Annotated in this window: 19 protein-coding genes; 8 read left to right on the top strand and 11 right to left on the bottom strand. The window is 39.4% G+C overall.

The features are described from left to right. From V7L01_RS07110 to V7L01_RS07095, 4 genes are all read left to right on the top strand, one after another. The gene (locus V7L01_RS07110) at positions 1-264 is read left to right on the top strand and encodes a sulfiredoxin (protein ID WP_335033229.1); all 264 of its coding nucleotides are present in this window, start codon (positions 1-3) and stop codon (positions 262-264) included. Between the two features lie 160 nt (positions 265-424). After that, positions 425-916 carry a Dps family protein gene (locus V7L01_RS07105; RefSeq protein ID WP_322646736.1) on the top strand — a complete coding sequence of 164 codons (492 nt, stop codon included), beginning with the start codon at positions 425-427 and terminating at the stop codon, positions 914-916. A gap of 101 nt (positions 917-1,017) precedes the next feature. Beyond that, positions 1,018-1,680 (top strand): nucleotide exchange factor GrpE, encoded by a 663-nt coding sequence (gene grpE, locus V7L01_RS07100; protein ID WP_335033227.1) that lies wholly within the window; start codon positions 1,018-1,020, stop codon positions 1,678-1,680. Positions 1,681-1,877: 197 nt separating this feature from the next. After that, positions 1,878-2,558 carry a response regulator gene (locus V7L01_RS07095; protein WP_335033225.1) on the top strand — a complete coding sequence of 227 codons (681 nt, stop codon included), beginning with the start codon at positions 1,878-1,880 and terminating at the stop codon, positions 2,556-2,558. Here V7L01_RS07095 and V7L01_RS07090 read toward each other — a convergent pair. Beyond that, positions 2,544-4,556, bottom strand: a complete 2,013-nt coding sequence (locus tag V7L01_RS07090; protein ID WP_335033220.1) for a sensor histidine kinase — start codon at positions 4,554-4,556, stop codon at positions 2,544-2,546. The two genes, V7L01_RS07095 and V7L01_RS07090, sit on opposite strands and share 15 nt — an antisense overlap. After that, entirely contained in the window at positions 4,556-4,861 is a 306-nt protein-coding gene (locus tag V7L01_RS07085; RefSeq protein ID WP_335033218.1) for a hypothetical protein, read from the bottom strand. Before V7L01_RS07085 ends, V7L01_RS07090 begins: the two co-directional genes overlap by 1 nt. A 342-nt stretch (positions 4,862-5,203) precedes the next feature. Between V7L01_RS07085 and V7L01_RS07080 the strand changes: the two genes are divergently transcribed. The 3 genes from V7L01_RS07080 to V7L01_RS07070 all read left to right on the top strand — a co-directional run bounded on the left by V7L01_RS07080 (position 5,204) and on the right by V7L01_RS07070 (position 7,924). After that, positions 5,204-5,791 carry a DUF4360 domain-containing protein gene (locus V7L01_RS07080; protein ID WP_335033217.1) on the top strand — a complete coding sequence of 196 codons (588 nt, stop codon included), beginning with the start codon at positions 5,204-5,206 and terminating at the stop codon, positions 5,789-5,791. Positions 5,792-6,044: 253 nt separating this feature from the next. Further along, positions 6,045-6,572, top strand: a complete 528-nt coding sequence (locus V7L01_RS07075) for a hypothetical protein (protein WP_335033215.1) — start codon at positions 6,045-6,047, stop codon at positions 6,570-6,572. A gap of 1,025 nt (positions 6,573-7,597) precedes the next feature. After that, the gene (locus tag V7L01_RS07070) at positions 7,598-7,924 is read left to right on the top strand and encodes an STAS domain-containing protein (RefSeq protein ID WP_335033213.1); all 327 of its coding nucleotides are present in this window, start codon (positions 7,598-7,600) and stop codon (positions 7,922-7,924) included. On the opposite strand, the gene V7L01_RS07065 is transcribed toward V7L01_RS07070, so the two are convergent. After that, on the bottom strand, positions 7,925-9,061 hold the full coding sequence (locus tag V7L01_RS07065; RefSeq protein ID WP_335033212.1) for a PP2C family protein-serine/threonine phosphatase: 1,137 nt from the start codon (positions 9,059-9,061) through the stop codon (positions 7,925-7,927). It lies immediately after the preceding gene. 147 nt (positions 9,062-9,208) lie between these two features. After that, positions 9,209-9,976, bottom strand: a complete 768-nt coding sequence (locus tag V7L01_RS07060) for a DUF1350 family protein (RefSeq protein ID WP_335033210.1) — start codon at positions 9,974-9,976, stop codon at positions 9,209-9,211. 4 nt (positions 9,977-9,980) lie between these two features. Between V7L01_RS07060 and V7L01_RS07055 the strand changes: the two genes are divergently transcribed. Then, positions 9,981-10,145: a hypothetical protein gene (locus V7L01_RS07055; RefSeq protein ID WP_335033209.1), complete on the top strand. Its 165-nt coding sequence runs from the start codon at positions 9,981-9,983 to the stop codon at positions 10,143-10,145. Positions 10,146-10,233: 88 nt separating this feature from the next. On the opposite strand, the gene V7L01_RS07050 is transcribed toward V7L01_RS07055, so the two are convergent. The 7 genes from V7L01_RS07050 to V7L01_RS07020 form a co-directional block, all read right to left on the bottom strand. Next, a complete protein-coding gene (locus tag V7L01_RS07050) occupies positions 10,234-10,953 on the bottom strand; it encodes a hypothetical protein (protein WP_335033208.1) in 720 nt (239 codons plus the stop codon). Between the two features lie 332 nt (positions 10,954-11,285). Further along, positions 11,286-13,217: a M48 family metallopeptidase gene (locus tag V7L01_RS07045; RefSeq protein WP_335033207.1), complete on the bottom strand. Its 1,932-nt coding sequence runs from the start codon at positions 13,215-13,217 to the stop codon at positions 11,286-11,288. Between the two features lie 6 nt (positions 13,218-13,223). After that, on the bottom strand, positions 13,224-13,811 hold the full coding sequence (locus V7L01_RS07040) for a LemA family protein (protein WP_335033205.1): 588 nt from the start codon (positions 13,809-13,811) through the stop codon (positions 13,224-13,226). A 283-nt stretch (positions 13,812-14,094) separates the two neighbouring features. Further along, entirely contained in the window at positions 14,095-14,337 is a 243-nt protein-coding gene (locus V7L01_RS07035) for a hypothetical protein (protein WP_335033203.1), read from the bottom strand. Between the two features lie 53 nt (positions 14,338-14,390). Next, complete coding sequence (locus tag V7L01_RS07030) at positions 14,391-14,792, bottom strand: type II toxin-antitoxin system VapC family toxin (RefSeq protein ID WP_335033202.1); 402 nt, start codon at positions 14,790-14,792, stop codon at positions 14,391-14,393. After that, complete coding sequence (locus tag V7L01_RS07025; RefSeq protein ID WP_335033200.1) at positions 14,789-15,148, bottom strand: hypothetical protein; 360 nt, start codon at positions 15,146-15,148, stop codon at positions 14,789-14,791. The genes V7L01_RS07030 and V7L01_RS07025 overlap by 4 nt, the downstream gene beginning before the upstream one ends. Positions 15,149-15,281: 133 nt before the next feature. Further along, entirely contained in the window at positions 15,282-16,307 is a 1,026-nt protein-coding gene (locus tag V7L01_RS07020; protein ID WP_335033198.1) for a GTPase, read from the bottom strand. Positions 16,308-16,435 lie beyond the last annotated feature (128 nt).

Raw genomic sequence — 16,435 nt, 5'->3', positions numbered from 1 at the left:
ATGGTTAGAGTCCAAGAAATTCCATTAAATCAGATAAAACGGCCGTTGCCCCGTGTAAACGATCCAAAAAAAGTGCAAACTTTAATGGAATCGATTGCGGAGATCGGGCAGCAAGAACCTATTGATGTCCTAGAAGTAGATGGACAATATTATGGCTTTTCTGGTTGCCATCGGTATGAAGCTTGCCAGCGTTTAGGCAAGGAAACCGTTTTAGCCAGAGTCCGTAAAGCACCCCGCAGTGTTTTAAAGATGCACTTGGCATAGAGAATGGGAGTAGGGAATAGAGAGTGGAGAGCAGGGAGCAGGGAGCAGGGAGCAGGGAGAAAATTCCTCTCCTCTGCACCCTGCACTCTGCACCTCTGCCTCTTCTGCCCCATGCCTAATTCCTAATCACCATTACATATAACCTAATTAGGAGAAAATTATGTCATCGAAAGTAACAGTCAAAAATGTAAATATCGGCATTGACGAGGCGAGTAGGGCTAAAATTGCCGAGGGTTTATCTCGCCTGTTGGCTGACACTTATACACTGTATCTAAAAACTCATAACTTCCATTGGAATGTAACGGGGCCGATGTTCCAAACATTGCATTTGATGTTTGAAACCCAGTATACAGAATTAGCTTTAGCAGTTGATTTAATTGCCGAGAGAATTAGAGCACTTGGCTATCCCGCACCAGGAACCTACAGCGAATATGCCAAACTAAGTTCGATTCCAGAAACTCCCGGAGTCCCTAAAGCTGTGGAGATGATTCGTTTATTAGTGGAAGGACAAGAAGCGGTAGTCAGAACTGCACGATCTATTTTTCCTGTCGTAGAGGAAGTTAACGACGAACCTACTGCCGATTTATTGACTCAGCGGATGCAAGTACACGAAAAGACAGCTTGGATGTTGAGAAGTTTACTGGAAGAATAGAAATGGGGCATAGGGCATAGGGAATAGGGAAAAACTTAATCGCCAATGCCTCATGCCCAATGCCCTCTTCCCAATGACTAATGACTAATGACTAATGACTAATGACTAATATTGATTTAACCCAAAAGTTGCAAGATTTAATGCAACAGGTGGGTATTTCTAGTTTTAAAGCGCTGAGTCGCACTGCTGGCGTCTCAGAACGTCAACTTTTGCGGTTACGGCAAGGAAAGCTAGAGCAGATGCGAGTAGATGTGCTGCTCAAGCTGTCGCCAGTGCTAGAGATGCCATTGAATGAATTAATCGCAACTTTTTCAACCGTAGAGTTGTTACAACACAAAGCAGCGCCTGCTGAGAAATTAATTGAAGAAATTGCAGAATTAAGAAAAGAGTACCAGCGATCGCAACTTCAATTAGAACAACAGCGAGAGGTATTGGTACAAGAACTCCAGCAGTCGAGTTTGCAACTGCTGGAGTCTTTATTATTGCAATGGCCCACAGCAGCACAGAAAGCGCAGGAGAATCCACAACTAGCAGCAGTCAAAATAGTACCGTTGGTGCAGAAACCCCTAGAAAAGCTTTTACAAGCATGGGGAGTGGAAGCGATCGCACCCGTGGGAGCCGAAATACCTTACGATCCCCAGTTGCACCAATTGATGCAGGGAACTGCACAACCAGGTGAAATAGTCAAGGTGCGCTACACTGGGTATCTTCAAGCCGACAAACTGCTTTATCGAGCAAAAGTAAGTCTTCTTGGAGACACTTAGGACGCAAATTTTCGCCTTCTTCTAAGTCCCCAAAGCATAAGTTAACTACGATATTCCCACCGAATCTTTATTTTTTCTTAAAATCTACGTAAATCTACTAAGAAGATCCGACTTTTTTCCGACCTTTTCCGGCCGCCAAGTTTAATACTGGGTAGTAAACTACTTGGACGATTGGTTTTGAAGCCGGAATTTACCTAATGATTAAAGATAAAAATATAGACTGCAAGCTACCCCTTTTTCTTGTTATTGAAGATCATCCCGAAGTCGGTCAGAATAACTGCGAGTTTTTACGGATGATAGAAGCTCAGTGTTCTTGCATTAGCGTGGATACACCTGAGGAGGGAATTGAGCAGCTAGAGCTTAAGCTACCGGATTTGGTAGTAGTGGACTTGCAGTTTGGTACTGTAGGAGGCGAGCAGTCAGCAAAGCCAGGTTTAGCACTGTTAAGACAAATTTTTGAGCGTTACCCCACAGTAAATATCCTTGTTTATACCAGCGAACCTAATTTTTTAAGGCAACTAGCACCGCAGATTGGTAAACACCAAGGGGGTTTTGCTGTTGTGAACAAGATGGAAAGACGGAGCGCCTTTTTGGAGGGCGTTCGCAGCGCCCTAGATGGACAACTCAAAGTCCATCGGGAACTGATGAGAGAAATGCAATTCACTCAGCAGGATCTGGAAATTCTAGACTTGTTATGCAATCATGCGCTAACAGATCAAGCGATCGCCGAGCGGATGCATGTATCCCATAAAACGGCTCAGAACTATGTGCAGCGTCTCAAGGTAAAGCTTGATATCGAGCATCTTGATGGGCAGAATATAAACCCTCGCGTTGCTGTTTGCATGGCAGCTATTGGACGCAAATTAATTGTTTCTTGAACAAATACTTGAGTTTTGAGTTTTGTCCTCAGTAGTCTTTAAAGTCCAAGTGAGTTTTACCTGGATTCCGCCATCGGTTAAACGAACTCGCTCCCAATAACCATCTGGTAGTTCCGCAGCAATAGTAGTCATTACTTTTGTGCCGTAACCACCACTGTGTACTCTGATGCTGGTGCTTTTCAAAATAACAGGCTTAGGCTCAGGTAGATCGTTTTTAATGATTAGCGTACATAAAGTTCCTTCCTGAAATAAACTAACTGTAACTTGGGTTGCAGTACCGTTTGGAGGTTGAGCATGACGAATGACGTTAGCGATCGCCTCTTTAAAGAAGCGAAAAATATCTTCACGAGCATCTATCCAGGTACTGTCTAATTCTGGCTCTAAAAGAGGTTGCAGGTGAGCATCAATTTTGAGTGTTAATTCTCCTGAGGCTACAAGTTGTTGTAGCTGCTGTTGAATTCCTTTGTCTAAACCTGTTTGCAATTCTGGTGTAACCTCTAATTTCTCCGCCATTGTGCGAGTATTGCGGAGTTGATCGCGAAGATTACGCCCAACTGCTTCTAGCCTATCTAATAAGGGATTGGGATTTATCGCTGGATGTTTGATAGCTAGAAGCTCAACACCATCCATGACTAGTTTGAGTTCTTGTAAAGGGCCGTCATGAATGTCCGCTGCTACTCGATGGAGTAACTTCCGTGTCTGAGAGAGGACTGCTTGTCGCTCGGCTAGTTGTCGTCGCTGCTGAATCAGCTGCTGTTGTTTCTGCCAAAACAGCAAACAGATCGCTACAGATACACCCGTTCCAATCCAGGTTAAGATTGGTATTGCTAAAGGTATAATCAACCCTTGCCAAGAAGATAAGACACTGAAAATAACATAACCTCCAACAAACCCTAGAGAAAGCCAACTCTTCAAAAGGATAGTAGGTTGAGATCCGTTTTTGAATATCCCGCAAGTCAGTATTAAACTAAAAAAAACTGCACCCAAGGTAGTAATCGTATAGTCATACCATTCGGGAGTGGTTTTCAGAAATGAATTAGTCATCAAATTGCCGATCAAATTGGCTTGCACCTCTGCAACTGTCATGCGATCGCCAAAAGGAGAGGAAACCCCAAATGAGACTAAATCTTCTCTAGGCAAATCAATCAGCACCAGTTTGTTGCGAACCTTCTGAGCTTCTGGAGTCGTAGGAGCGCTACATTGAGTCAATGGTGCAGAAGCTGAATTACAAAAAGATGAAACATTCAAGCTAGGAAATGTTCCAGCAGGCCCATAGAAGTTTATCCCAACAGCGGTCTGAGTTAAAGGTGTTTGCTTGCTTTGGATAATCTGAGTGAATGCTTTGTTACCTAAAGGTGAAGAATATTTTTCTAAAGCCAGTACCGCAACTGATTTTAATTCTTGAGTTTCTTGAATGTTTTCTACATAAACAAAGTATCCTGCTAAGTTTGCTTGACGAGATGGACTGGTTAAACTTTGAAGAGCAGTTTCGTACTCGAAAAATCCATGCACTTGCTCTGGAGAAATTAATGGTTTAATCTTCTTGTCGTCAAATGGTAGCAGATGATAATAAATAGATAATGCTGAAGGAACTGATTGAGAAAGTCTTTTAGTATAAGTGACTAATACAATTTGATGGGTGTATTTTTTTATCAGATCCTTGAAGGAATTTTCTAAAGTACTATCCAGAGGTCGCCTCAAGGAATTAGGTAGGTTCAAAACTACAACTTTAGCTTCTTCATCCATGAGCCGCTTGGCTAGATTGGCATAGAACTTGTGTTCGGGTTTATGGATTGGTCGATCGATTGTAACTAAGAGGATTTCGCTGGGCAAAACCCTGGGTTTGTGGAGCAGTGTCAGACTATCTTGAATCCGAAGCTCTAGTTTTTCAACTATAGGTAATTTGCTAAATACTGCATTGAAAAGGAAACTCCAGGCAACACCCAAACCAATCCCTGTCATTTGCCAAGTGTTAATAGCTCTTAATCTTCTTTCCATTACTTCTTAGGCTGGAGGCGATAGAAGACTGTTTGTTGGGGATTGTATTGCTGCAAATTTACACATAGGTCTTCACCACATCGCTCAATCTGCCAGGTGGCAGTCTTGGTTTTAATAACCCCATTCAAGCTAGGTTCTCTGTTTATTATCCCATCTAATGGGGGGCCGGAAAGCGATTTGACAATCTCTCCATCAAATTCTAACTGTAGCTCAACTGAACCGCCCTCTCCAATTCCACTTACGATCCGTCCTGTCCCTTCCCAAATTTGACTCGCACTAGCTGGAAGTATCAGTATGCCCAGCAATAGAATTGTTTGAGAAAGTATACAACTTCCGTAGTTAGATATCCTCGTTACTAGCTTCCTGTTTAAATAATAAATTATGTACATATAGCACTGTGCTTGATAATAACTAGCTTTTTCACTATTATCTTCTATTCTGCTTAAATAGCTTGCGTAAACGCGCATTTTTTTTGCGCTAATTCCTCTATCTTCAGCAGTAAGAAAAAGCAAAAATGCAACTACTACAGAACAGCGAATGAAAGCGTCCAATAACCCAAATTCTTAAAGGAATCTTTTCCTTAAGAGAGGGGAGGACGCGAACATATCTTCGTTTCTTTTATTCAAATAAATTGGAGTACAATCTACATGAACTTTAAACAAGTTAGTGCATTATTGTGTGTATCCACAGTTCTTAGCATGAACGTTATTGTAAGCAAAGCTTTGGCTCAAGAAGCGCCTAGTATTCAATTTGGAAACGCAATAGGATCTGGTGGATGCAGTATTGAAGATCAGCTTGCTGGATCTGATGGTAGAACCTTATCGATTATCTTGAAAGACATGAGTGCAAAAAATGGTAAGCGTCAGAGATGTCTTTTACGTGTTGATACGATTATTCCAAGTGGTTTCCACGTTCAAGATGTACAGATACTGTACCAAGGAAGTACTGAAGTTAGCTCAGGAAGTGGAGGTGCAAACTTAAGCAGAAGCTATATCTTTACTGGTGGTGCTCTTGGTGTATCTAAAGCTACCCCTACAACTACCAAATTTACATCTAGCGAACCTCTTTTTCAGGCACAAGATAATCTTACTGTTGCATCTGCTTCATGTGGTGGGCAAGGACAACTAGGTATTAATATGATTGCACAATCCTCACCAGGAAGTTTTATTGTTGTTGATACAGCCGATATCAATGCTGGGGATGTGAAACTTCATATCGATATAGCTCCTTGCTAATTTACTTATTTTTGTGGGATTGAAGATGATGGTCTTAGCAAAAATATTTGTTGTTTAGCTAATCTTTAATCCCACACACCGTAGGTTGAAAATAGGGTAATAGTATTTTTTATAAAATCCTATTGCCTAAAAAATAATGAACACTGCTGATTCTTCAGTTTCTCGAATTAGCTAGTTCCAGATATTGCTTAATAACCTGCGGTATTCTCTAAAAATTTTAGTATTGAAAATTCCTATTTATGGAGAGTATATTATGTTGAAATTAAGTTCTAAGCGTATTTTTTCCATACTAATATGCTTGTTTTCGTTGGGTTGTTATGATACCAATTCATCTACCGTTGCTACTTCACAAGCAAACCAGCCACAGTTTTCTGTAAGTGATGGATGTAAGATAAGTTTTGATCCCAAAAAAAGTGAGTTTAAACTTGCATCTAAAATAACTGTAAACGCCCAATCACCGAGGGCTAGATGTATCGTTAGAATCAATACTTCTAATGCCCAAAAGCAAGTTAGGCTTGTGCCTTTAACTTTTAAAGGTGAAGTCAAAAAAGCACCAGCAACTGTAAGTATCTCATTAATTTCAATAGGTGGTGCAAGTGGTGATAAAAAACTGCCCGTTTTATCAAAAAATTATACAAGTGCTACCAAGTTTAATTTGACCAATCAAATCCCTAAAACTAATTATTTAACTACAGGAACTTTTGGTATTAATTTGATATTGGCGACATCTGAAGGAGAATTAGAGTTGACAGAGATGAAGTTTGCACTTCAGCAAAAATAAAATGTATTTACAGTTGAGTTTAAGCAGAAGTAGGTTACAATACTTGTCGGTTAAGGGGGAAGGGGAAAGGGGAAAGAAAAAACCTTTAACCTTTACCCTTTAACCTTTTCCCCAAACCCAATTCCGAGTTAAAAATCCTTAACCGAGCAGTATTGAAGTAGGTTACTATTTTACTTTTTCTTTTCGGTTAGCTTCAATCAATCAGAACCCTAGCTTCTTCAAGAAGTTGGGGTTTTAGTCTAGGGGGAGCTACTTTCCATAGCACGATTGATTTTATGCGTAGGCGTAGCCCGTACTTCTCTACGAGACGCTGCGCGTAGCTTGCTTCCCCGTAGGGGTACAGCAAACTTAGTGACCATCGTAGACATCGCCTGTTTATATCTAAGTTATGTGAAAATTAAAATCAGCAAAGTCCCTTAACAGAAGTAAGTGGGCGCTTCACCCGATTTTTTGGCGCTAAACGATCGCGCAAGTCATTTAGCTAGCACAAGCATTGCTCTCCTGGAAAATCAGCGATCCTGTTGAGCAATAACAAACATTGGGAATACTACAACAGTAGAGGTAATAACCTCAGAGAACCTTAGTATTGAGTCTAGCAGTGCTAAAACTAAACCTTTTAGCTAGAGTTTGTCAATTCCTGCATGACTTATTTCAAGTATGTAAATAAAACTTTATGGTTAAAGAATTATGGTAATTATGTTTTTTATAGGTTTCAAGAGCGATCGCTACTCTTAATCTACTTGATACGGCCACTTTTCACTCCTTACTGTTGATAATCATCATGATACTTATTTGTAGTCAGTGACTTATTAGCATCAAGACTGTAATTATAAATTAATAATTAGTTTTTCTCAAATTAAAAATAATTATTTGATAATTTATACTGGCTTATTTAAAACGACTTAGAACGCATTCTAGGTTAATAATTGCTTATTTGCTATGTGGTAAGCATTTTTTAAATGATCTATGATTGGGATATACTAACGAAAACAGAGCATCATTTACACAAATCAGAGTGACCAATTATGAAAGAACAAGTAAAAGTTATTAAACTCAGCGGAAATTTAAACGCCACAACTTCACAAGAATTTCGCCAAAATATTACCGATATTTTAGGAATTGGTGCAAAAATTGTGTTAGTTGATTTTCAAGATGTTACGTTTATGGATAGTTCAGGTTTGGGAGCTTTAGTATTAGCTTTCAAAACCTTACGAGCAGCGGATAGCAAGCTTGTTCTCTGCTCAATTAATGAGCAAGTCAGGATATTATTTGAACTGACAAATATGGATAAAGTATTTGAAATATTTCCCAGCCAAGATGCATTTAATCAAGTTTTAATCTCAAACAATTAATTAATCAAAATTAATTTGCAAAATAGATAAATCATCATCAAAAGCATCTTTGGAGTTCAGAGCGATTAAATAACTAAGGACGCGATCGAGTTGGCAATTAGCAGGATCTTGTAAGCTAACTAGTAGCTGAATAAAAGCATCCAAACTCCAAAGTGTGCCATCTGATTTAGTGATTTCATAAGCGCCATCACTAAAAATGTAAAGGGTACTGAATTTTTCAATATTGCAAAACCCATCAACATATTTTGCCTCTGGAAACATGCCAACTGGCATACCGGGGGTTTTCAAGAGTTTAACTTCAGACATCCTTGGAGATGCGCCGGTTATTAAAACTGCTGGTGGATGACCTGCACTAGCATAAATTAACTGGCGGTTGATTCGGTTGTAAACACCATACCAAATTGTGAAGTATTTGTCATTTTGATAATTCATCTGAAAGGTATCATTCAAAGCCTTCAATACATCACTCGGTTGATAATAATCCAGACCTTTGAGCGCACGGGAACGCAGCAGATTCAGTACTGAAACAGAGGGAAGAGTCGCTTTGAGTCCATGTCCGGCAGTATCGAGCAAGTAAATTGCCAGATAATCATCATCGAGCCAATAGTAATCGAAACAGTCACCGCCGAGTTGCCGCGAGGGAATGAATCGGAAATTTATATTGAAGGGTTCTGTCATAGAAACAGGCAGCAGCGATCGCACATATTCTGCTGCTTCTGACATTTCTGATTCTAAAAGCAACTTTTGAGCCTGCAAATCTCTACTCAATTGATGCAGGCGTAATCCCGCTCTTACCCGTGCTTGTAATTCATTATGCTCGATAGGTTTGGAGATAAAATCATCAGCACCAGCATCTAAACCTTTGACGCAATCGGCAACGGAATCTAAGGATGTTAATAAAATAAAGAATGTGGTAAAAAATTTGGGGTCTGTCTTAATGCGGTGGCAAACTTCCAGACCATTTAACCCCGGCATGATCCAATCACAAATAATTAATGCTGGTCGGTAAACCTGTGCTTTCTCTATTCCTTCCTCGCCATTACTGGCAGTAACTACCTCATAACCCTGTTTTTCCAACATCCTTTTCAAAAGTATTTTTATTGAATAGTCGTCATCAATTATTAGTATTTGAAACATAGAAAGTTGTAAGAAACAGTCATTAATAACTTGCTGTAAAAATAAAAATCCATATGGGCTAATAAGTTAGTAGTCTCAAGACAGAAATACTACTAACTTATTCATATTTTTCTATCGAAAGTTATCGCTTTTTAACGTCATAAAATATTATGGGGGTGCAAGAGGATTCAGCCACAAGAGGATGGTATTTTTTAGCTGGTTCAAATCGCGGTATGCTTCTTGCTTGAACCATTGCCCTAAGGCATCAAAAGGGGTGAAAGATGTTCCAGTTTGCCATTTAATGTCTTGACCTAGAGGTGTTGTATGAGTTCCTGGTAACATTTGTGTTGTCACCATCTCATCAAAACGTTCTTGTAAGATTTTGGTTAAAGCTGCTGATTGATCGATGGTGTCATTGCTAAATTTTATTAATAAATTGCGCCGGATATTGTAGCTCTCTTGAACAAGCTTGTTAGTTTCCAACGGTGAAGGAGTAAACTCGATCGCAAAAGTAGAATTGAACTGTTCTACTAGGGGGATAGCTTCTTTGGCGGCGTAGTTGTTGAAGGATATTAGAATATTGCCTGCGCGTTCAATTTTAAAGAGGCTACCAATTAGCAAGTGAAGTTTACAGCCCATACTGTGTCCAACGCCGTAGATGGGGTAGTAAAGCTTGCGTAATGCCCCAGAGTCTTGTAAGCGTTCGAGAGTGCGGTCAAAGTTTAACAGCACGGTTTTTGCGATCGCAGTATGATCCAATGTATTAACGAAAGGCGTAGCAATTACAACATAACCTTTACTTGCCAGTTGTTCGAGTAACCAGCGATAAGTGATGTGCGGTGCAGTGGCGACAAATGCACCTCCTAAAAAATGAATGATACCTATGGGATTTCGGGGAATGATTACCCAGTTACCTCTGACTTCTTTCCAGTCCATGCTGATGAGCGATCGCTTTCTTGATATTCTTTATGTTAGACCGGGGATTGCAACCGTGGGAAGGATTATGGAAAAAGCCATTGAGGATATCTGGCGAGTAGGTTGGAAGCCAACCCACCCAGCAGATGAGCATCTACGCCTTCTCCAACTCTTACTGAGTGCTAAGTGAATTCAGGAGTGCTTTCTAAATCCCCATTACAAAACTTAATTACGTTAGCGATAGCACAGCGTCGGAACGAGCCTCATTACGAATTGTTTTAACGCTGAGTCTGTAATCTTTTCATTTCGTGTTGCACATCTAATGCAATTTGTAATGCTTCATTGAGCAACCTTCCATGCTCAGTAGCCTGTTCATTTACTTGCATGGCTGTTAAAGTTGCTAAATTATTGACGAATAGTTCTGTGTTGCTAAGGATAAAGCTCTTATTCTCTCTCAAAATCCTTTCTGTCTTTAAAGCGCGAACTAAATCACTTTTTGTGAGTTTAAGTGCTTCGATTACACCATCTCTTTCTTTTATAACTACTTCTGGATTACCAGCTTCTTCTATTTGGTCATTGATATTTATTACTCTAATAACAGTATTATATCTACTCACCTCATTTAACAGAATTTGCAGAGAACTCGTCATATTATTTCTGACAATTTTATTTCTAGCTTTCCATATAAAATATAAAATAGTTTGCGTAAGTCCACCAATCCATAGTCCTAAAAAAATTAACAATATCCAAGATGGAATTGTTATCCAATTAACAAAAATTTTAATAATTATATCAAACAAAATATAGATAAAAACAAATGTAGAAAATCCAATAAAAACTACAGTTGCCCCTTCAGAACTTTTAATTTTCTGTATATATCTATATACTAATCTTCGCAGAGGATTTGTAATGATTAAAAGTTCCTCTTTGACAGGCAAATTAGTCAGCTTTTGCAGTTCATCCTGACTAATTTCCAAGCCCTGTAAATCATCCCGCACAGCTTTTCAACCCTTGCCAGAATAGTTGTTTAATCTAATATAGCAATCAAATTTCTGGAATGCTGGTATTTTGTCTAAACTTTTTAAGCAAGTTAATACTTGTAGGCAATGTCAATATTTTTTGTACAATATGATACTATTTGACCAAGATAACTATTTATACTAGCATCATGAAAACGAAAGTAAATCAATTGCTTGGAAATTAAATGAAAATGTAACAGGTTATTTCCCTGGTAAATAGCCATTTACAACTACAAGAAAGAATAATGAAAAAGTCCGTTTTTGCGGACTTTTTTTGTTTAGTTATAAGTAATCGCGTCTCACTGGTTACATTAACTTCGCTTTGGAGAAGATTGTTTCTGTTTTGAAACGCCACGCTGAGGGTTTAAAAATGGGGGGATTGGACAATCTAGCGTCATGGCGATCGCTCTGAGTAAATCTGCTTCAGAATGTGTAACTTTGTTATCCAATAGTACCGTGTGAGCGCAGGCATCAACAATAGCTTGCTTGAGTTTGGGACTGGCAAGGCGGAGGCGATCGATACTTTTCTTGAGTTCAGTAAAATTACAGCTAAGTGGCATGTCTGGTTTTTCTTGCTCTCCGGCTTTGGGAAGTCGAAAAACTCCAGAACGAAAAGCATAGGCGATGTCTTCGGTAGACGCATCGGGTTGTGAGTGTCCGACGCGGGCAATTACGGACAGTACTAATAGACTATCTGGCCAAATTTGTTCGATGGAGGTGAATTCTACCGTTGTAGCCGAGGTGGGATTTATACTAGGTTGGAGACGATGCCACAGTATTAACTGCAACACAAAATGCCATAGTGATAAACTTCCGGTGGCTACGGCTAAACCGTGGACGCATTTGCACAGCCTTTGGCATTCTTTGGCAGAATTTTGGCGTAATACGGGTACTGTCAAATCTACAAGTGGCAAGCGAATACTGGGGTCTAACTGGCTAATTTCGCTACTTAATTCTAGGGTTTTCTCTACCAACTCAGCAGGCTGCACCTCGCGTAACCAAACAATTTGACGTTGTTGGATTTCGAGATTTTCCGTATCTAACGCTAGCGCAAAAGCGATCGCCATTGCACTTTCCTGCTCCCGTACACCCAAGCGCAGGGATTCTGGTAACTGCGATAACAGCGCTTGAGCATGGGCAAAATGCTCTGGTGTGACGCTTCCAACTTGGTTTATAACCTGTTCTGGTGTGGCGTTGGAACCACCAGCAAACCCCATCGTTAAGGATTCCTGGGAAGGGGAACGCATTTGATTGCGAGATGGCATTGCTGCTAAATTGCTGACGTTCAAACCCCCAACGCGACGGATACGTTCTGCTAGAGGTGGATGGGTAGAAAACATATTTTCCCAGAAAGAGGGGTTGAGGGCATTGCCAAAAAACATGTGGCTAGCGGCTTCTGCACCAGGCGAAATCAAGCGTGAATCCATCTGTTGGAGTTTTTGGAAGACTCCATTAAGTCCGTTAGGGTTGCGAGTGAACTGTACAGCTGAAGCATCGGCGAGAAATTCGCGTTGGCGAGAGACGGCGGCTTTAATCAAGCGTCCGCAAAGTAATCCGATACCGCCAATTGCCATTAGTGCCAAACCAAAAGCCCAGATAGGTAAACCCTTGTCTTCCTTTCCTAAACGGAAGCTATCGCGAATTCGCCAGAGCAATTCCCCGGTTAAGTAAATGAACAAAATCCCGTGCAGTAGTCCCACCAAACGCAAATTTAGTCGCATATCTCCATTGAGAATATGGCTGAATTCGTGGCCAATGACTCCTTGTAGCTCATCTCGGTTCAGGTGTTGTAAAGTCCCACGGGTAACTCCAATTACAGCATCGTTGGGCGTAAATCCGGCAGCAAAGGCATTAATGCCGGTTTCTCTTTCCAGGAGATAAACTTCTGGGACAGAAATACCAGAAGCGATCGCCATTTCCTCGACAATATTTAATAGTTGTCGCCCTTGTTCATCCGCCATATCTCGTATCAGCAGTCTTCCCCCCAACTCCTGGGCAATTACGCTTCCGCCCTCCCGGAGGCAGGCAATTTTATATAAACTTCCGACTGCGATCGCAATTATTGTAATCCCAGCTACATAGAGAAATAACCCTGGATGCCACCAAACACGGGGAGCCATGCGGAACAGAAATAAAGTGGCAATATAAATCGCCATAATCATAACTGCGATCGACAGGGAAAATAACCCAATTAATTGTTGCGTGTTTTGGCGTGCCCGATCCTGATGTTCAAAGAAATTCATAGATACCTAAAAAGACACGCGAGGAGCATTTCTTATTTCTGGAGTCGCTTCAGCAAGCAATTCTGCAACAGTAAAGTTAAAAGTATTTGCCACAAGGTTGCTGGGGAAAGATTCGCTCTTGGTGTTGTAAAGTGTCACCGCGTCATTAAAAGCCTGACGGGCAAAAGCAATCCGGTTTTCAGTGGAAGATAATTCTTCCATTACCTGAGTCATGGCGCGATCGGCTTTCAATTCTGGATAAGATTCTGAAAGTACCATCAACCGACTTAACGCACCCGTCAGTGCCCCTTCAGCATTACCCAACTGTTGCATCGCTTGGGGATCGCCGGGATTTTGTACGGCACGACTGCTAGCATTAATTGCAGAATTCCGAGCCGCAATAACTGCTTCTAGAGTTTCCCGCTCATGTTTCATGTACCCTTTGGCAGTTTCCACCAAATTGGGAATTAGATCGTAGCGGCGCTGTAATTGAACATCGATTTGAGAGTAAGCATTTTTGTAACGATTGCGATACTTAACTAAATCGTTGTAAGCATTAATGATAATTACAGCAACAATGGCAACTAAAGCAACAGAAAATATTAAAAGCCCCATATTTTTAGATGATTTTCATCAGGTAATTACTTTATATCCAGCAAAATTTGTGTGGATATAAAGATGAGTCTACTTTTAACAAGTTGGCTTCGTCGTCTGTAAAATTAGTTACGTAATTGCACTGAGCTAGATAGGTTGCAATACGGTTCAGTTAAGAAAAATTGTAGGTTGGGTTAAGCAAAGCGCAACCCAACAAAGCTCTACTTTTGTGAACTCTATCATTTCTCTTTTGTCTGTGTACTCTGCGCCTCTGTGGTTGATTAAAAATTGTAGTCAGAGTAAGTTACCCATGAATATGAATAAATAGGGAATAACCACTGACAGCAAAAATAAAAAGGATAGCGGCAGGAAAAATTACTACATCTCTGACAATAAATAAAATCCAATCTTTTCTTAGTTCTTGTTTAAACTTGAGTTCTCGCAATTTTCGCTCAAGTTCTACATCTTCTTGTGACTGCAAATTTTCAGGTGAGATAATTAGTGGATTTTCGGTTTTGTTGGCAATTATTTTTGATAAATCTGTCATGCTGTTTAGATAGCAATAATTTCAGTGTTAATATGCATGTTTTTACTAAGTTATTAAAGCAGAGTCCAGTTTTCCAGTTTTAATCCGTTGATGCGTTCGTAGTGACGAGTATTGTTTGTTACTAAAGTGTAGTTTTCTGCAAGTGCAACACTAGCAATTAGTAAATCAAATTCAGCAATCGTTTGTCCTATTCTACGGAGTTCTGCTTTTAATTCACCATACTTTCTAAGAGCAGGATCGGTTAAAGGTAGGACGGGTAAATTTTGAATAAAGTCTTCTGCATTACCTAAGTTTTCTGAAACTCGATTAGAATTGTATGCACCATAATACAATTCAGCAGCAGTGATGACACAAATGCATACTTCATCCCATCCGACTGCTAATAATTTATCTCTGACTGGCTGGCGACCGTTAAGCCAATAAATACACGTATCAGTGTCGAGTAAATAATTCACAAGCTATAATTGCGATCGCTTATAGTACGACTTGAATATATTTCATCAACAATTTCTTCTGCGGTGCGTGTATCTTCCCAGCTTCCAAAGGTTTCTAAAAAAGCTTCTGATGCATGGGGTTTTGGCTGCTGTTCAGATGAGACAATTATTTCATTCACTATCAATTGATTTGCTTCTGTAACTCCTAATTTTTTGGTTTCCTCTTTAGCTATAACCATAATTTGCATCAAGGTTATAGCCTGACGCAGAACATCACCTTTATTTGTGCCTATTTTATTTGCTAGTTCGTCTAATATCTGATTTAGTTCAGGTGACAAATCTAAGTTTAAGCGAACCATCTTTTGAGCGTCAGTCATGGTTCTATCCTTGTGTAAAATCTTAACTATATTATATATTGTGACTAGTGATCTTCTAGAACATAGTTTAGAAGAAGGTGATACAAGTACAGTTGTTGTAGTACATCAGAATGGCAAAGGATGTCATTTAGTTTTAGCTAAAAAAGTAAAAAATACTTCCTACAGCAGCGCCTACTACACCACCAATTGCAGCACCGATTGGCCCACCAACTACTGCTCCAGCACTTGCACCTGCCGCTGCTAAAGCTGGAATAACCTCTATAAGTTTTTTCTTAATTAATTCTTTTTGTATGCCATTAAATATAAAATCATTAACATTAAATTCACGATTTTCATTTTCTTTATCTTCATTTTTAAATTTGGATTTATTATAAAAATTCCAGTTGGGATCTCTATTAGTTTTATTTATTCTAGGAGCGGTTGCCATCAAAAAAGGAATAGCGCCTCTTTCAGACATTGTTATAAATACTTGCGTATATAATTCTTCTAACCATCTTTTGCCATCTGGTGTTGTTTGGCTTTTATTATCTACAGCAACTGAAGGGATTTTATTTGCAATTTCATAACCTGTATGTTTTGCAATTTCATCTCTAATACGCTTAGTTCTTTCTCGTAATTCTTCTAAATAATCGTCAGCTTTATTAGCGCGTGTGAAAATGATTAAAGAATGTTCCCAAACTTTTGGTGTAAATGCTTCTGAAATAATTTGTATACCTTTCTTTTCATCCTCACCAACTCTTGAGTCATCAAGACGAGTTACAAACCAAAGCAAATCTATTTGCTTTACTTGATTTTGAATTAATTCTATATACTTTTGATTATTTCCTTTTTCTGGGATATCATCACACAGTCCAGGCGTATCAATTATTGAACATTTAACACCATTTATTTCATGCTCATATTCCTGAACTTCCATTGTTGTAGCATCATATTTGCCTACAGGAGCGATTTCCTGATTCAGTAATGAATTAACAGTACTAGATTTACCAACACCTGTTTTACCTAGTAAAAGAAATACAAACTTTTTATCTTGGGATAGTTGTAGTTTATCAATTAATAAATTTAACAATTCTCCAAAAGAAGAAGATATAGATTCTTTGCTTGCTGCCAAATTTTTTGTAATTTCATCCACAAGCTTTTTAGTTGTCTCATTAAGCATAGAATTTGTGTTATTAATTAGTTTTTTTATATGCTATAGGAATCATATTTGATTTCTGAAAAAAACTAAGAGATAATACTGAGGCATATATATGTCTAAGAACGAACAATGATAAACCAGCATCTAGA

This window comes from Nostoc sp. (assembly GCF_036917095.1).
Lineage (GTDB): Bacteria > Cyanobacteriota > Cyanobacteriia > Cyanobacteriales > Nostocaceae > Nostoc.
This window is presented reverse-complemented; position numbering and strand designations above follow the sequence as displayed.

What these genes read in the sequence shown, in the direction of transcription:
- V7L01_RS07110 (WP_335033229.1), top strand. Translation starts at nt 1, where the DNA reads ATGGTTAGAGTCCAAGAAATTCCATTAAATCAGATAAAACGGCCGTTG.
- V7L01_RS07105 (WP_322646736.1), top strand. Translation starts at nt 425, where the DNA reads ATGTCATCGAAAGTAACAGTCAAAAATGTAAATATCGGCATTGACGAG.
- grpE (WP_335033227.1), top strand. Translation starts at nt 1,018, where the DNA reads ATGACTAATATTGATTTAACCCAAAAGTTGCAAGATTTAATGCAACAG.
- V7L01_RS07095 (WP_335033225.1), top strand. Translation starts at nt 1,878, where the DNA reads ATGATTAAAGATAAAAATATAGACTGCAAGCTACCCCTTTTTCTTGTT.
- V7L01_RS07090 (WP_335033220.1), bottom strand. Translation starts at nt 4,556, where the DNA reads ATGGAAAGAAGATTAAGAGCTATTAACACTTGGCAAATGACAGGGATT.
- V7L01_RS07080 (WP_335033217.1), top strand. Translation starts at nt 5,204, where the DNA reads ATGAACTTTAAACAAGTTAGTGCATTATTGTGTGTATCCACAGTTCTT.
- V7L01_RS07075 (WP_335033215.1), top strand. Translation starts at nt 6,045, where the DNA reads ATGTTGAAATTAAGTTCTAAGCGTATTTTTTCCATACTAATATGCTTG.
- V7L01_RS07070 (WP_335033213.1), top strand. Translation starts at nt 7,598, where the DNA reads ATGAAAGAACAAGTAAAAGTTATTAAACTCAGCGGAAATTTAAACGCC.
- V7L01_RS07065 (WP_335033212.1), bottom strand. Translation starts at nt 9,061, where the DNA reads ATGTTTCAAATACTAATAATTGATGACGACTATTCAATAAAAATACTT.
- V7L01_RS07060 (WP_335033210.1), bottom strand. Translation starts at nt 9,976, where the DNA reads ATGGACTGGAAAGAAGTCAGAGGTAACTGGGTAATCATTCCCCGAAAT.
- V7L01_RS07055 (WP_335033209.1), top strand. Translation starts at nt 9,981, where the DNA reads ATGAGCGATCGCTTTCTTGATATTCTTTATGTTAGACCGGGGATTGCA.
- V7L01_RS07045 (WP_335033207.1), bottom strand. Translation starts at nt 13,217, where the DNA reads ATGAATTTCTTTGAACATCAGGATCGGGCACGCCAAAACACGCAACAA.
- V7L01_RS07040 (WP_335033205.1), bottom strand. Translation starts at nt 13,811, where the DNA reads ATGGGGCTTTTAATATTTTCTGTTGCTTTAGTTGCCATTGTTGCTGTA.
- V7L01_RS07035 (WP_335033203.1), bottom strand. Translation starts at nt 14,337, where the DNA reads ATGACAGATTTATCAAAAATAATTGCCAACAAAACCGAAAATCCACTA.
- V7L01_RS07025 (WP_335033200.1), bottom strand. Translation starts at nt 15,148, where the DNA reads ATGACTGACGCTCAAAAGATGGTTCGCTTAAACTTAGATTTGTCACCT.
- V7L01_RS07020 (WP_335033198.1), bottom strand. Translation starts at nt 16,307, where the DNA reads ATGCTTAATGAGACAACTAAAAAGCTTGTGGATGAAATTACAAAAAAT.